The following is a 14,125-nucleotide window of genomic DNA, read 5'->3' as shown; positions in this document are numbered from 1 at the left end:
GCAGTGCTCGCCGCACCTGCCGCAGTGCTGGCGCTCGTATACACCGCCGGCGCGTGTGCGGACCCGAGCGACGTGTTCGGGTGGGCGCAAGCTTTGTTGTCCTGGGGTTTCGTGGCGGCGTTCGGGGTGTTGCGGGCGCGGGCGAGGTGGGCGTCGGCAAGCATGATTGCCCTGAACATGGCCTGGTCTGCGGTGTGGATGCTCGCGCCGATCAACCTGGGCTACACGGTGTGGGTCATCGCGGTGCCGGTCGCAGTGTTCGTCGCGCGGAGGTTTGCGGGCGGGCGCTTCGCTTACGGTGTGCTTGCCGCGGCGATGGCGTGGTCCTTTGCTTCGCCGTTTATGTGGACGTGGGACGAGAGCCTCGTCCTGTTCTACCGGCGCGGGATCGACTGGGGGCTCACGCTCGCGGCGCATTGGGCGGTGTGCGCGGTGGCGTATTTGGTGGCGGCGAATCTGGCGCAGGAGGATCGGGCCAGGCGGGAGCGGCTGCAGAAGGCGCGCGAAGCTGAGCGGCTGGCTATCGCCGGCGATGTGCACGACCTTCTGGGGCACACGCTCACCCTGATCAAAGTGCAGGCCAACGCGGGGCTCGCGGCGGGCAACGAGCGCGAAACGCTGACGCAGATCAGTGAGGAGGCGGGTGCTGCGCTTGCGGACATGCGGCAGCTTGTCCGGGGCCTGCGTGACGACGGCGTGGTGCTCTCGCCGACCGCTGGCGTGGATGAGCTGCCGGAGCTTATTCGCCGCTTCCGGGAGGCGGGGGTGGGCGTGTCGCTTGAGGGCACCCTGCCGCAGGTCCCTGCCGTGAGCAGCGTGGCTGCTTACCGCATCGTCGCCGAAGCCGTGACCAATGCCGCGCGCCACCAACAGGACCCGGAGGTGCGCGTGCGAGTCGATGCGGGGCAGCGGTGCACCGTGACCATCACCTCGACCGGGCCGATCCGCCCTCGCCCCGGCACCGGCACGGGCTTAGAGGGGTGCCGCGAGCGCGCGGCAAGCGCAGGTGGCACGCTTGAGACCATGCAGCACGGAAACACCTTTATTGTGCGCGCGGAGCTGGGCCGATGATTCGCATCTTGCTTGCCGACGATCAACCGCTCCTCCTCTCCGCCCTGTCCACCATCCTCTCCACGCAGCCGGATATGGAGGTGGTTGCCACAGCCAAGGACGGGGCGCAGGCGGTGGAGCAGGCGCGGGCGCACCGCATCGACGTGGCGGTGATGGATATTCGCATGCCGGTGCTCGACGGGATCGCGGCGGCGTCGGAAATCCTGCCCCTGGGCACGCGTGTGATGATGCTGACCACGTTTGACGACGACGCGCTGATCCAGTCCGCCATCGCCGCCGGCGTCCAGGGCTTCCTGCTCAAAGACGCTGACCCGGAGGTGCTCGCGGACGCGGTCCGCACCGTCGCGCGCGGAGAGTCCGTCCTGGCCAGCGGGGTGACGGGGCGTGTGATGCAGTGGGCGCGCGATGGGGCGGGCGAGCCGCCGGCCCGGGCGCAGCTCGACGGGCTGACCGCCCGCGAGATCGAAGTCCTGGCCGAGATCGGCCGCGGGGCGACCAACGCCGAGATCGCGCAGCAGCTGTATATCGCGGAGACGACGGTGAAAACACACGTGTCCAGCCTGCTTTCCAAACTGGACGCGCGCGACCGGATCGCGCTGGTGCTCATCGCGCAGCGTGCCGGCATCTCCTCCCACGGGAGGAGCTAAGTTCCGCCCGCGGGGCGATGTGGCGCGGGCGTCGGGCCGCGAGAATCGGGGGCATGACTTCATCACAGCTGGCCTGCGCGGGCGTGACCGTTTCCTACGGCAGCCACCGCGTGCTTACCGACGTCTCCCTGCACACCACCCCCGGCCGCGTCCACGCCCTGCTCGGGCCCAACGGTGCGGGCAAGTCGACGCTCATGAAGGCCCTGCTCGGGCTCCTCGCGCCCGACGCCGGCGAGGTGACGCTCATGGGGTGCCCCTTCGACCGGGCCAACCTGCGCCACGTGGGAGCCTCCATCAACGACCCCGCCTTCTACAGCCACCTGAGCGCTCGCAACAACCTGCGTGTGCACACCACACTGCTCGGCCTGCCCGAGTCGGAGGCGGACCGCGTTCTGAAACTTGTGGGGCTGCAGGACGCGGGTAAGAAGAAGGCGGGCGCGTTCTCCACCGGTATGAAGGGCCGGCTGGCGCTGGCGCAGGCTCTGCTCGGCGAGCCCGAGGTGCTCATTCTCGACGAACCCCAGAACGGCCTCGACCCCGAAGGCATCGCTCACCTGCGCGTCTACCTGCGCGAATACGCCGCGGCGGGGCGCACCGTGCTGGTTAGCTCCCACCAACTCGGTGAGGTCCTGCACATGGCCGTCGACGCCACCGTTATCGCCGGCGGCGAGGTGCGTTTTGCAGGTGAGCTTGCCGAGCTGGGCCCGAACCTGGAGGAGTCCTTCTTCCGGCTCACCTCCGACGGGAACGGGGGAGCCCGGTGAACTACCTGCGCTCTGAATGGATCCGTTCGCGCGGCTCGACCCTGTGGTGGCTCGCCGGGATGGGTCTACTGCTCGGCTGCGTTTTTGCCGCCTTTTCGTTCGCGGGCCAGGTGGAGACGGCCCGCGACCTGATGAACTGGCAGGGGCTCTTAGTCACAGCCCTCGCCGCACCGGTTGCGGCACTGTTTGCCGGCGTGGTGGAGGCCCGCGAGCGCAAGGCACGCTCTTGTGGGACTGATTGGCGTCCGGTGGACCCGCGCCGGGTGCGCGCGGCTCGCCTCGTTCTCGTGTGGACTGCGCTCGGTGCGTTCTGCTTCGCGGACTTCGGGGTGAACTGGCTGGTTGCCTCCGTCTTCGGACTTGATGGCGTAGGCGCGGTGTTCGCCGTCGGTGCCGCCGTCTGGGTCGGTATGTGCGGTGTGGCTGGCGTAGCTGCCGCACTGGTGCGTCGGATCGGGATGCTGCCCACCTTGCTCGTTGCGCTGCTCTACCAGGTCGAGCTCGGGTACTTCTGCGACCGCGAATGGTGGTGGGCCAACCCCGCAGCTTGGCCGCTGCGCCTCGAACTGCCACTGATGGGGCTGCAGTTCAACCTGCTGCCGCTGGACCCCGGCTCTGCCCTGGACGGCCAGTCGCCGTGGGCGCCGTTTGCGCTGTGCCTCCTGTTTGCCGCCTTTGGCGCTGCGTGCGCGGTGTGGACGCCGCCGCGCAGGCATCGCATGCGTCGCAAAGTGGCGCACGACGTGGCTGTGCCGCGGGAGTCGCGGCCTGCAGTAGCGCGCCCGCCGCACGTGGGCTTCGTTGCGGCGTTGCGGGGTGTGCATAAGGCGGGGAGTGTGGCGTCGTTAAGCGTGCTGCTCCTGCTTACCGCACTGGTGATGCTGGTGGCGACGCGCTACCCCGCTGACGTGCGGCGCGCGCTGGAGATATACCTGATCCTGCCGGTCGGGGCGGGGCTGCTGCCCACCCTGGTGTGGCCGAGGCTGCGGCCCGCGTGGCAGCTCATGCGCATCGAGCACCTGCGCGTGGTGACCGCGCTGCTGACGTGGGTGTGCACGGTGGTGGCGCTCGTGGTGCTGTTCGGGGCGCTGACCGGCGGGTTCGGCCTGGTCGGAACTGTCATCGCGCTGCTGACGGCCAGCGCGCTCGCCCTGTGTGCGCTGGCTATTACTGCGCGCTTCGGTATTGCGTGGACGCTCGCGGCGACGCTTACGTGGACCGTGCTTTCCGTAACCATAGGCGGCGACGTGCTGGCGGGCAGCTGGTTGTGGGTGCTCGCCGTGCCGGCCTGGGCCGAGACCGCGACCAGCCCGCTGCGCGTGGGGGTCGCGCTCGTGGGCGGGGTAGTGCTTGTGGCCGGGGCGTGGGTTAGTGCGCGCCGGGTGCTGGTGGGGCAGGGGGCGGGGCGTTCATAAAGAACGCCCACGTCGGGGGTAGGGGAGCGCTCTGCTTAAGCAGGGGAAACAACGAAAGTTTACCCCCGTGGGAACCTGGGGAGTGTGACGTGCGACTACTTGGTGTCCCTAACAATCAACCGAAAGTATGAATGTGACAGCACCAACAAAAGCGGCGATGCGAGAACCGGCGGAGGCTTTGAGTACGCAGCGCTCACCGAGGAGCGGGCTCCCCGCCTTCGTTCGCCGCATCCACTTCTACGCAGGGCTCTTCGTCGCCCCGTTCATCCTCGTCGCTGCCATCAGCGGTGGGCTCTACGCGCTGGCTCCCACGATGGAGAACATGTTCTACCGTGATGTGCTCACCGTCGAGACGCAAGAAACTTCCACGCCCCTTGCCGACCAGGTTGCCGCCGCGCAGGCTTCGCACCCCGAGATGGAAGTCGCGCAGGTCTGGCCGTCTTCCACCCCAACTGAGTCGACGCGCGTGCTGCTTATCGACGAATCGATCGCCGACAACGACGAGCTACGCAGCGTCTTCGTGAACCCCCACACTGGTGCTGTGATCGGCGACGAGCCGAGCTACTCGGGCGTGGGTGAGCTGCCAATGCGTCACTGGATCTCCGCGCTGCACAAGAACCTCCACCTGGGCACTCCCGGTGAGCTGTATTCGGAGCTGGCGGCCAGCTGGCTATGGGTCATCGCGCTTGGTGGCCTGTACCTGTGGTGGTGCACCGCCGGCAAGAAGGTGTTCACTGGACTGAAAAACACCTCGGGCAAGCGCCGTCGCGTGCTGAACCTGCACGGCGTGGTTGGCACCTGGCTGCTCGTCGGAATGCTTGCCCTTTCCGCAACCGGCATCACCTGGTCCCTGTTTGCGGGGCAAAATGTGGACAAGACCGTCGAATGGCTCGGCGGCGACGCGGAGCCAATCGACACCGTAGTAAGCAGTACACCGGGTACCCCACTGACTGACCAGCAGGTCGCCGAGCAATCCGCTGTCGTACTGGACGCCGCCCGCGCTGAAGGGCTGACCGGGCAACTGCGCCTGTTCATCCCGGAGGACACCTCGCAGGCATGGCAGGCCAGCGAGCGCTGGACCCCCGGCCGCATTACCTCCGACGCGGTGAGCGTCAACGGGGCGACCGGCGAAGTGGTGGATAAGCTGCCGTTTTCTGAGCTCCCGCTGTTCTCCAAGCTCACGTCCTGGGGCATCTACCTGCACATGGGCGTGATGTTCGGCCTGCCGCTCCAGCTCGCGCTCTTCGCCCTGGCTGTGGGGATCTGCGCCATGATTGTCATGGGTTACATGCTGTGGTGGCGTCGCCGCCCGACGAAGGGCGCGCTCGCAGGTGTGCCCGGCCGGGCACACCTGACCGGTACCGACTGGGCTGTGCTTGCAGTGTTCACCGTCGCCGTCGGGGCGTTCCTGCCGCTGTTCGGGGTGAGCTTCGTCGCGATGCTGGTGGCCGACCGTCTGCTGGCAAGGCGCCGGGGCGCATACGCGGCCTAGTTTCCCAACTTCTTTGTGGGGCCTGTTCCACTATGCTTCTAACGGAAATAGCCTGATGGATAAGGAGGCTGGACGTTGAGTGCGGATACAGCGCATCTCAGTGAGCTACGTTTAGGCGCTTTCAAGTCGTTCCATGGTGCTGTGGTGCCTATCCGGCCTGTGACATTTCTGACGGGTCTGAACAGTTCCGGTAAATCGAACGTTTTGGATGGGCTCGAAGTGCTCGCCCGACTTGCAACAGGCCTAGACATGGTCGAGGCACTGGACGGGGCTGGATCTATTCGAGGGCCAGTGCGCGGAGGTTCCCGGGGGTGTGCGCCGCATGGGGCAAAGAGCTTCTCTATCGGCTGCACAGTGGTGAATCCCGCGACGAAGGATCAGTACGTTTACGATGTCGAGGTCCAGGTGGAGCCCGAACTTCGGCTGATATCCGAGAAGCTGACGGGGCCGGGCTTAAGTGTGAAAAGCGGTTCGAAATCACCGAGTGCAAGCTTGTTTCAGACGAAGAAGCAAGAGAATACCGCTGCGTTCATTACCGCAGAGGTATTCAGCGGCAAGCGAGGGGCAGATCCGAGCTTCCATTTCCGCGATACCAGGCTGATCCTCGTGCAAATTCTGCAAACCCTGCCTGGCTCCAACCGAGCCGAGAAATCGGTCATTGAAGCGGCAGAGACTGTGCGGGGAGTGCTGCAGTCTGTGTACCACCTCGACCCAGTTCCTTCTCTGATGCGAAACTACGTCCCTAAGGGCAACGATGAGCTGCGGCGCACCGGCGAGAATCTTTCAGCCACGCTCCTTCAGGTTCAGCAGAGTACGCCCGAGATCTTTGCGGAGATCGAGCAGCTTGTGAGCGACGTCGCGGGAAAGAACATTCAAGGATTGAGTTTCTCCAGTTCTGATCTGGGTGATGTGATGCTCGCCTTGGCTGAAAAAGCTTCGGGCCGGACACCCGCCAGAGAAATGAGTGACGGCTTATTGCGTTTTCTCGCAATTGCGACAGCATTGAAGTCTCCGACGGACAACCTGGATGTGAACTTGCCGGGAGTCGCGGTCGGAAGCGGACCCAGTCCTGCAGTGCAGCTAGTTATCGAGGAGATTGAGAATGGCCTACACCCCTCGCAGGCGCAGCGAATCATCTCGCTACTGGAGGCAGCGGTGGCAGAGAAAGGGACGCAGTGCCTCGTGACAACGCACAGTACAGCGATCCTCGACGGTATCGAGGGCCGATTTAACGACAGTGTGCTCGTCTGCTTCCGCGATGAGCAGACAGGGCAAAGTCACGTGAGCCAGTTGCAAGATCTGCCTGACTACACCCGAGAGCTGTCGAAGCAATCTCTTGGCAAGGCAGTTTCGGATGGCAAGCTCATCGATGATTCATCGACTGAAACACGCTTCGCGGATCTGAATACACTATTCGGTATTAAAAGCGGGGCTTGAGATGTCCCGACGTGCGATCTTTATCGATACCAGTGTGCTGAGCAACCTTTTGCGCATACCGGGCAAGAACCAGGACATGGAGAAAGCGCAACAGGACTTTGTTGCACTTCAGGAGGATAATTCGGTTCAGTTCGTGCTACCGGTGACGACGGTCATCGAGACGGGGAACCACATCGCCCAGATCAAAAACGGTGATAGTCGGCGTGATATTGCTCAGCGATTCGGCAAAATGCTCGAGAGTATTTGTGAACGTGAAGCTCCATGGGTTCTGCACGACTTCGAGTGGGGAGAGTCGTTTCTCCGCTCTTTCCTCGACGGTGCCAATTCCCAAAGAACCTGGTACGACCTTGCTCAAGAGCGAGTCGGTGGGGGCGATCTGTCGATCCTGGTTGAAGCCAATATGTACCAGAACCGGTTGCAGATTGACTGCGAGATCTGGACTTATGACGCAGGGCTGAGGGCATACGCCCCCACCACAACTCCTTAAACCCCTAGTAGTAGAACGGGAACTCGTCCCAGCGCGGGTCGCGCTTTTCCAGGAACGAGTCGCGGCCTTCGACGGCCTCGTCGGTCATGTAGGCCAGGCGCGTGGCTTCACCGGCGAAGACCTGCTGGCCCATGAGCCCGTCGTCGACAAGGTTGAACGCGAACTTCAGCATGCGCTGCGCAGTGGGGGACTTGCCGTTGATCTCGCGCGCGACCTGGATGGCCTCGTCCTCCAACGCCCCATGATCTGCGACGATGTTCACCGCGCCCATGCGCTGCATCTCCTCCGCGCCGTAGGTGCGGCCGAGGAAGAAGATCTCGCGGGCGAACTTCTGGCCCACCATCTTGGCCAGGTACGCGGAGCCGTAGCCGGCGTCGAAGGAGCCGACGTCGGCATCCGTCTGCTTGAAGCGCGCCTCCTCGCGGGAGGCGATCGTCAGATCGCAGACCACGTGCAGCGAGTGCCCGCCGCCGGCGGCCCAGCCGCCCACCACTGCGATGACCACCTTCGGCATCGTGCGGATCAGGCGCTGCACCTCCAGGATGTGCAGGCGCCCGCCCTCCGCCTTCACGCGCGCGGTGTCGACGGTCTCGGCGGTCTCGCCGCCCGCGTACTGGTAGCCGGATCGACCACGAATGCGCTGGTCGCCGCCGGAGCAGAAGGCCCAGCCGCCGTCTTTCTCGCTCGGCCCGTTGCCGGTCAGCAGGATTACGCCCACGGAAGGATCGCGCCGCGCGTGGTCGAGCGCCTGGTAGAGCTCGTCGACCGTGTGGGGGCGAAACGCGTTGCGCACTTCGGGGCGGTCGAAGGCGATGCGCACGATGCCGTCCGCGCGCGATTCGCCGACGTGGCGGTGGTAGGTGATGTCGGTGAAGTCGAAGCCTTCAACGCTGCGCCACTGGGTGGGGTCGAAGGGCTGGTCAGTGGTGTAACTCATGGGGGAGAGCCTACCTACCCCCGTATGTAGGTTAGGTATTGCTTACCTAAACCATGGGGGAGTTAAATAGAACTATGAGATCCCAGACCATCACAGCAACCCCCACGCTGTGCCAGCTTTGCGACGTCCACGTCGGCCAATGCGCCACCATTTGCGCTGTCAACGCCGCACCCCAAGCAACCCGCCGCCTCAGCGAGCTGGGCTTGCGCCCCGGCGTACAGGTCACCATCGCGCAGAAGACTTCCGGCGGCGGCCGCGTGGTCAAGCTCGGCAGCACCCGCTACGCGCTTGGCACCGAGGCGCTGCGCCAAATCGAGGTCGAAGCCTGATGAGCGAGCTGCACACCGTGCCCTCCTGCTGCGCGCCAGCCCCCAACGGCACGGTCACGGGCCAGCCCACGGTCGCGCTTATCGGCGCGCCGAACGCGGGCAAGTCCACCCTCTTTAACGCGCTGACCGGCGCGAAGGTGAAGACGGGCAACTGGCCGGGCACCTCCGTCGAAGTCTCGCGCGGCGTGTGGAAGCACGGGGGCGAGGCCTTCAACGTCATCGACTTCCCGGGCGCGTACTCGCTCGACCCGCAAAGCCCCGACGAAGAGCTCACCCGCGAGCTGCTGCTGGACCGCCCAGCGGCCGAGCGCCCCGACCTGGTCGTGGTGGCTGTGGACGCTTCCAACATCGCGCGCGGGCTCTACATGGTCGCGCAGCTGGCGGAGGTGGAGTATCGCATCGTCGTCGCGCTGACCAAGATGGACGTGGCCAACGCCGCCGGCGTGCCGGTGGACCCGGAGGCGTTGCAGGCGGCGCTCGGTGTGCCGGTGGTCGCGGTGGATCCGAGGAAAAGGGAACTGGGGCGGCTGCAGGGGAGCGTCGAGAAGCAGCTGGCCCTGCCCGCGTACACCTTGCGCCCAACCGCGGACACGGATGAGTTCGCCCTGGCAGACGCCCGCTTCGCGTGGGTGGATGCGGCGCTTAAAGAAGCCAAGCTTGGCGACGAGCCCCGCGAGACCGCAACCGAGCGCATCGACAAACTCGTGCTGCACCCGGTAGCCGGGCCGCTGATCTTCCTCGCCGCGATGTGGCTGGTCTTCCAGATCACCACCACGGTGGCCGCGCCGCTGCAGGACGGACTCGAGGCCTTCTTCACTGGGCCGGTGTCAGACCTCGCTGCGAGCCTTTTGCCCGACATCGGCTGGCTGCAGGGCCTGGTCATCGACGGGCTGATCGGCGGCGTGGGCATGGTGCTCACCTTCGCCCCGCTCATGGCGCTCATGTTCTTGTGTCTCGCGGTGCTGGAAGACTCCGGCTACATGGCGCGCGCGGCCGTGGTTGCCGACCGTGTGATGCGCGCGATGGGGCTGCCGGGCAAGGCGTTCATCCCGCTGATCGTGGGCTTTGGGTGCAACGTGCCCGCCATTTCCGCGACGCGCGTGCTGGGGGATAAGCGCCACCGGCTGCTTACCGCGCTGCTCGTGCCCTTTACGTCCTGCTCGGCAAGGCTGACGGTCTACGTCATGCTGGCGGCCACCTTCTTCCCCGAGCACGCGGGCTCGGTCGTCTTCCTCATGTACCTCATCTCTATCGCCCTGGTGGTGTGCACCGGCATTGTGCTGCGGCGCACGCTGTGGGCCACGATGGGGTCCGAGCCGTTGGTCATCGACCTGCCCGCCTACCAGCTACCGGGCGCTCGCCTGGCGCTGAGCGTGATGTGGGTGCGCCTCCGTGGCTTCTTGGAAACCGCAGGCAAGATCATCGTGATCACCGTGGTCGCGGTGTGGGCGCTGCAGTCCACGCCCGCGAACTTCGCCGCCGACGACGCGCCCGCTTTCGGCGAAGTCGCGCCCCAGGAGTCGGTCTACGGCGCAGTCTCCGAGACCATCGCCCCAGTCTTCGCGCCCGCGGGCTTCGACTCCTGGTCGCTCGCCGGCCCCCTGATCACCGGGTTCGTGGCCAAGGAGGCCGTGATCTCCAGCTGGGCGCAGACCTACGGGCTGGGCGAGCCGGTGACCGCGGGCACCAGCACCACTGAGGACGCAGCTGCGGCCATCGAGACAACCGACGCCTCGCTGGCGGCTGCCATCCGCGAGGACTTCGACGCCGCCTCCGGCGGGCACGCCACCGCCGCGGTCTGGGCGTTCATGCTCTTCCTACTTGCCTACACGCCGTGCGTGGCAACACTCGCCGCGCAACGCCGCGAGATCGGGCTGAAGTGGACGTGCTTCGGTTTCGTGTTGCAGCTTGCCATGGCATGGGCGCTGGCAGTCGGCGCCTTCCAGATCCTCAAGGTGGTGCTGTAGATGGCGAGCCCGATGCGCGCAGTCATGTCCGCCATCGAGGACGGTGCCGTCAGCCGCGCCGACATCGCCGCGCGGGCGAGCTTGCGGCGGGAGACGGTGGACGCGGTCGTCGAGAAGCTGGAGGTTCTCGGATACTTGCAGCGCGAGTACCTGCAGGATTCCTGCGCGGGCGGTTGCGGCAGCTGCCCGGCCAAGGGCGCGTGCCAGGCATCGCAAGGGCCGGTGGCCCTGGTGCTGGGGCGGCGCTAACATGCGAGGGCATGTTGCCCACCGCTGAAGAAATCCTGGAGCGCGCGCACGTCGTCGCCCTCCCTATGGCCGTGCGATTCCGCGGCATCACCACCCGTGAGGCGCTGCTCATCGACGGCCCCGCTGGCTGGGGTGAGTTCGCGCCGTTTACCGAGTACGGGCCGAAAGAATCCGCTGCCTGGCTGCGCGCCGGGATCGAGGCTGCATTCGAGGGCCTGCCCGAAGCCACAGGCACAGTCGAGGTCAACGGCACCGTCCCCGCCGTGCCCGCCGAGCAGGTCGAGGCGGTGCTCGCCCGCTACCCGCAGGGGGTGTCCACCTTCAAGATCAAGGTGGCTGAACAGGGGCAGTCGCTTGCCGACGACACCGCCCGCCTTGCCCGCGTCCACGCCCTGCGGCCCGACGCGCGCCTGCGCGTCGATGCCAACCGGGCCTGGAGCGTCGACGAGGCCTGCGCGGCGATCGACGCGCTCGCGAACGTGGCCGAACTCGAATACGTGGAGCAACCCTGCAGCAGCGTCGAGGAGCTCGCCGAGGTGCGCCGGCGCGTGAGCACCCCGATCGCGGCGGACGAGTCGATCCGCAAAGCCAGCGACCCCTACCGCGTCGCCGAGCTGGCCGCAGCAGACGTGGCCGTGTGCAAGGTCGCCCCGCTCGGGGGAGTGCGCCCGTTGGTGCGCATCTCGCGCGAGCTGGGTCTGGACATCACCGTGGCCAGCGCGCTCGATACGGCGGTCGGCATGGACGCCGGCCTGGTCGCGGCGAAGCTCACCGGTTCGCGCGCGGCCGGCCTGGCCACGCAAAACCTGTTCGCGGAAGACGTGGCCGAGCCCCGCCCGCTTGTCGACGGCCGCCTCACCGTCCGCCGCACCACCCCCGACCCGGAGCGCCTCCACGGCCTGCGTGCGACACCCGAACGCGAAACGTGGTGGTTCCAGCGGGTGCGTGCATGCCTCCCCTACATACGGGGGTAGCAGGTGTGGGGTATGCGGGGGAGCCACTGCCCAAATGTTTGGTTTTACACCCGGTGCGTTAAAATTTTCAGTACAGGTGAATGTGAAAAATCACACCAAACACCCTGTAAACGCTGTATTGGAACGGTAGGAAAGTAGGTGGGGCATGTCTACCCCCGTTGTGCACGATTCTTCCGCGCTGTCGGATGGTGATCTGGCCAAAGCCCCAGAACCAGGCGAATGGCGCCGCCAACTCATCGGCTTGATTGTGGGCGTGGCGCTCGCCGCGCTCATTTGGTTTATCTTCCCGGCGAACGCCCCTGAGACGGTCGCCCAATCCTCTGGGGCCGACCCGGAGGTGGAGTACACCGCCCAGGCGATGCGCGTCGTTGCAGCCACCACCGCGCTCATGGCCGTGTGGTGGATGACCGAGGCGATCCCGCTGGCAGCGACGGCGCTTTTGCCCATCGCCATCTTCCCGGTCATGGGCGTGGCGGAGTTCTCCAAGGTGTCCTCCCCCTACGCCTCCGCCACGATCTTCCTGTTCATGGGTGGCTTCCTCATGGCGCTCGGCCTGCAGCGCTGGAACCTGCACCGCCGACTCGCGCTCGTGGTGGTCAAGATCGTCGGCACCAGCCCAAAGCGCATCATCTTAGGCTTCATGCTGGCCACCGGCTTCATGTCCATGTGGGTCTCTAACACGGCAACCGCCGTGGTCATGCTGCCGATCGGCACCTCGGTGCTCATGCTCACCGCCGATTCCGTGGGCGGGATGCAGAACCAGAAGAAGTTCGCTACCGCGCTCATGCTCGCCATTGCCTACTCCGCGTCTATCGGCTCGCTGGGCACCCTGATCGGTACCCCGCCGAACGCGCTGCTGCAGGGCTACATGAAGGAAGCCCACGACATCAACATTGGCTTCGGGCAGTGGATGATCGTTGGTATGCCGGTGGCCATCGTGTTCACCGTCATCGCATGGCTGGTACTGATCACCGTGTTCAAGCCGGAGATTGACCAGATTCCGGGCGGTCGTGAGCTGATCCAGGACGAGATCCGCAAGCTCGGCCCCTGGACCTTCGCGCAGATCGCTGCCGGCGTCATCTTCGCACTTGCAGCCCTGACGTGGGTCTTCCTGCCACTGGCGCGCGAACACTACGGGTGGGACTTCCCCTACCACGACGCCATCGTGGGCATCATCGCCGGCCTGCTCATGTTCATCGTGCCGGGCATGAAGAACGGCAAGCGCCTGCTGGACTGGGAGACCGCGAATGAGATGCCGTGGGACGTGCTCCTGCTCTTCGGCGGTGGCCTGTCCCTGTCCGCAATGTTCACCGCCACCGGCCTGTCGCTGTGGATCGGTGAGGCGGCGAAGGGGCTGGCTGTGCTGCCGATATTCCTGCTCATCTTCGCGATCGCCGCGCTGGTGCTCATCCTCACCGAGCTGACCTCCAACACCGCAACCGCGGCGACCTTCCTGCCGATCATGGGCGGCGTCGCCGTGGGCATCGGGCTGACCGAGGCCACCGACATGAACATCCTGCTGCTGGCCATCCCGGTGGCGCTGTCCGCAACCTGTGCCTTCATGCTGCCGGTGGCGACCCCGCCGAACGCGATCGCGTACTCCTCGGGCTACGTCACCATGGGCGAGATGATCAAGGGCGGCGTGTGGCTCAACGCCATCGCACTGGTCCTGATCTCCCTGGCCACCTACTTCCTCGCAGTCCCCGTCTTCGGGCTGGTGCTGTAGATTACAACCCCGTTACAACTGGCGCGTTAGGCTATCTGCATGGATAACCAGACGCGCCAGTTTGGCGTTCCGGAGGAAGAACCGCGCAGGCCCCGCCCGAAGCAGTACTTTCCGGAGCCCGCCGAGCAAGCACGGCAGCAGCCGGAGTACCCGCAGCAGCCCTACCGGGACCAGTACCAGGATCAGCAGTACTACGACTACGGGCAGTACGAGCAGCCCCAGTACACGCAGCCGAACCCGCCCGGCCCGCCGCCCGCGCCGGAGGAGCGCTCCAACACGCTGGCCACGGTGCTCGGCGTCCTGCTCGCCATCGCGCTGGCCGCCGGCATCGTCTTATTCTTCTTGTGGCGGGGAGCTTCCGCCGAAGCCTCCAAGCCGCCGGTGACCGTGACGAATACGCAGACGGAAACCATCACCACGACCGCGACCACCACGAAGCGGCCCTCGCTCTTCGGCGACCGCGACAGCAGGGACACTCGCGACACAGACAACGAGGAGCCAGTTCCCACCGAGCTGCCGGAGGCACCGCCGGTAGAGGTCCCCGACGACGTGCGCGATAGCGCCCAGGACATCTTCGACGAGCTGCGCCAGGGCGCCGAAGGGCTGCTTCAGGGCCAGTAGGCGGCAGCT

At 65.9% G+C, this 14,125-nt stretch carries 14 protein-coding genes; 13 read left to right on the top strand and 1 reads right to left on the bottom strand.

Annotation, left to right across the window (positions count from 1 at the left end; genetic code table 11):
* The first annotated feature begins 3 nt into the window (after nt 1-3).
* The 7 genes from HMPREF2550_RS05125 to HMPREF2550_RS05095 all read left to right on the top strand — a co-directional run bounded on the left by HMPREF2550_RS05125 (nt 4) and on the right by HMPREF2550_RS05095 (nt 7,313).
* Entirely contained in the window at nt 4-1,071 is a 1,068-nt protein-coding gene (locus HMPREF2550_RS05125) for a sensor histidine kinase (protein WP_141760525.1), read from the top strand.
* Complete coding sequence (locus HMPREF2550_RS05120; protein WP_070790087.1) at nt 1,068-1,718, top strand: response regulator transcription factor; 651 nt, start codon at nt 1,068-1,070, stop codon at nt 1,716-1,718. The genes HMPREF2550_RS05125 and HMPREF2550_RS05120 overlap by 4 nt, the downstream gene beginning before the upstream one ends.
* Before the next feature lie 53 nt (nt 1,719-1,771).
* Entirely contained in the window at nt 1,772-2,482 is a 711-nt protein-coding gene (locus tag HMPREF2550_RS05115) for an ATP-binding cassette domain-containing protein (protein WP_070790085.1), read from the top strand.
* Nucleotides 2,479-3,897 (top strand): ABC-2 family transporter permease, encoded by a 1,419-nt coding sequence (locus HMPREF2550_RS05110; RefSeq protein WP_070790084.1) that lies wholly within the window; start codon nt 2,479-2,481, stop codon nt 3,895-3,897. The genes HMPREF2550_RS05115 and HMPREF2550_RS05110 overlap by 4 nt, the downstream gene beginning before the upstream one ends.
* A 133-nt stretch (nt 3,898-4,030) precedes the next feature.
* The gene (locus HMPREF2550_RS05105) at nt 4,031-5,389 is read left to right on the top strand and encodes a PepSY-associated TM helix domain-containing protein (RefSeq protein WP_246819764.1); all 1,359 of its coding nucleotides are present in this window, start codon (nt 4,031-4,033) and stop codon (nt 5,387-5,389) included.
* A gap of 75 nt (nt 5,390-5,464) precedes the next feature.
* Nucleotides 5,465-6,826, top strand: a complete 1,362-nt coding sequence (locus HMPREF2550_RS05100; RefSeq protein WP_070790080.1) for an AAA family ATPase — start codon at nt 5,465-5,467, stop codon at nt 6,824-6,826.
* Nucleotides 6,827-6,860: 34 nt separating this feature from the next.
* Nucleotides 6,861-7,313, top strand: coding sequence for a hypothetical protein (locus HMPREF2550_RS05095; RefSeq protein ID WP_141757822.1), 453 nt, complete (start codon nt 6,861-6,863; stop codon nt 7,311-7,313).
* Nucleotides 7,314-7,317: 4 nt separating this feature from the next.
* Here the strand turns inward: HMPREF2550_RS05095 and HMPREF2550_RS05090 are convergent, their stop codons facing one another.
* Nucleotides 7,318-8,250, bottom strand: coding sequence for a 1,4-dihydroxy-2-naphthoyl-CoA synthase (locus HMPREF2550_RS05090; RefSeq protein ID WP_070763380.1), 933 nt, complete (start codon nt 8,248-8,250; stop codon nt 7,318-7,320).
* 74 nt (nt 8,251-8,324) lie between these two features.
* On the opposite strand from HMPREF2550_RS05090, the gene HMPREF2550_RS05085 reads away from it, so the two are divergent.
* From HMPREF2550_RS05085 to HMPREF2550_RS05060, 6 genes are all read left to right on the top strand, one after another.
* Nucleotides 8,325-8,579, top strand: coding sequence for a FeoA family protein (locus HMPREF2550_RS05085; RefSeq protein ID WP_083317042.1), 255 nt, complete (start codon nt 8,325-8,327; stop codon nt 8,577-8,579).
* On the top strand, nt 8,579-10,546 hold the full coding sequence (gene feoB, locus HMPREF2550_RS05080; protein WP_070790077.1) for a ferrous iron transport protein B: 1,968 nt from the start codon (nt 8,579-8,581) through the stop codon (nt 10,544-10,546). The genes HMPREF2550_RS05085 and feoB overlap by 1 nt, the downstream gene beginning before the upstream one ends.
* On the top strand, nt 10,547-10,795 hold the full coding sequence (locus HMPREF2550_RS05075; protein ID WP_070790076.1) for a FeoC-like transcriptional regulator: 249 nt from the start codon (nt 10,547-10,549) through the stop codon (nt 10,793-10,795).
* Between the two features lie 11 nt (nt 10,796-10,806).
* Entirely contained in the window at nt 10,807-11,769 is a 963-nt protein-coding gene (locus tag HMPREF2550_RS05070) for an o-succinylbenzoate synthase (protein WP_070790073.1), read from the top strand.
* A gap of 145 nt (nt 11,770-11,914) precedes the next feature.
* Nucleotides 11,915-13,495, top strand: a complete 1,581-nt coding sequence (locus HMPREF2550_RS05065; RefSeq protein ID WP_070790071.1) for an SLC13 family permease — start codon at nt 11,915-11,917, stop codon at nt 13,493-13,495.
* A gap of 39 nt (nt 13,496-13,534) precedes the next feature.
* Nucleotides 13,535-14,116 (top strand): hypothetical protein, encoded by a 582-nt coding sequence (locus HMPREF2550_RS05060; protein WP_070763371.1) that lies wholly within the window; start codon nt 13,535-13,537, stop codon nt 14,114-14,116.
* Nucleotides 14,117-14,125: the final 9 nt, after the last annotated feature.

It is taken from the genome of Corynebacterium sp. HMSC074A01 (assembly GCF_001831515.1).
GTDB lineage: Bacteria > Actinomycetota > Actinomycetes > Mycobacteriales > Mycobacteriaceae > Corynebacterium.
This window is presented reverse-complemented; position numbering and strand designations above follow the sequence as displayed.

Excerpts from the sequence above, each read along its gene's own strand:
- HMPREF2550_RS05120 (WP_070790087.1), top strand. The coding sequence starts at position 1,068 with ATGATTCGCATCTTGCTTGCCGACGATCAACCGCTCCTCCTCTCCGCC.
- HMPREF2550_RS05115 (WP_070790085.1), top strand. The coding sequence starts at position 1,772 with ATGACTTCATCACAGCTGGCCTGCGCGGGCGTGACCGTTTCCTACGGC.
- HMPREF2550_RS05090 (WP_070763380.1), bottom strand. The coding sequence starts at position 8,250 with ATGAGTTACACCACTGACCAGCCCTTCGACCCCACCCAGTGGCGCAGC.
- HMPREF2550_RS05085 (WP_083317042.1), top strand. The coding sequence starts at position 8,325 with ATGAGATCCCAGACCATCACAGCAACCCCCACGCTGTGCCAGCTTTGC.
- feoB (WP_070790077.1), top strand. The coding sequence starts at position 8,579 with ATGAGCGAGCTGCACACCGTGCCCTCCTGCTGCGCGCCAGCCCCCAAC.
- HMPREF2550_RS05075 (WP_070790076.1), top strand. The coding sequence starts at position 10,547 with ATGGCGAGCCCGATGCGCGCAGTCATGTCCGCCATCGAGGACGGTGCC.
- HMPREF2550_RS05070 (WP_070790073.1), top strand. The coding sequence starts at position 10,807 with ATGTTGCCCACCGCTGAAGAAATCCTGGAGCGCGCGCACGTCGTCGCC.
- HMPREF2550_RS05065 (WP_070790071.1), top strand. The coding sequence starts at position 11,915 with ATGTCTACCCCCGTTGTGCACGATTCTTCCGCGCTGTCGGATGGTGAT.
- HMPREF2550_RS05060 (WP_070763371.1), top strand. The coding sequence starts at position 13,535 with ATGGATAACCAGACGCGCCAGTTTGGCGTTCCGGAGGAAGAACCGCGC.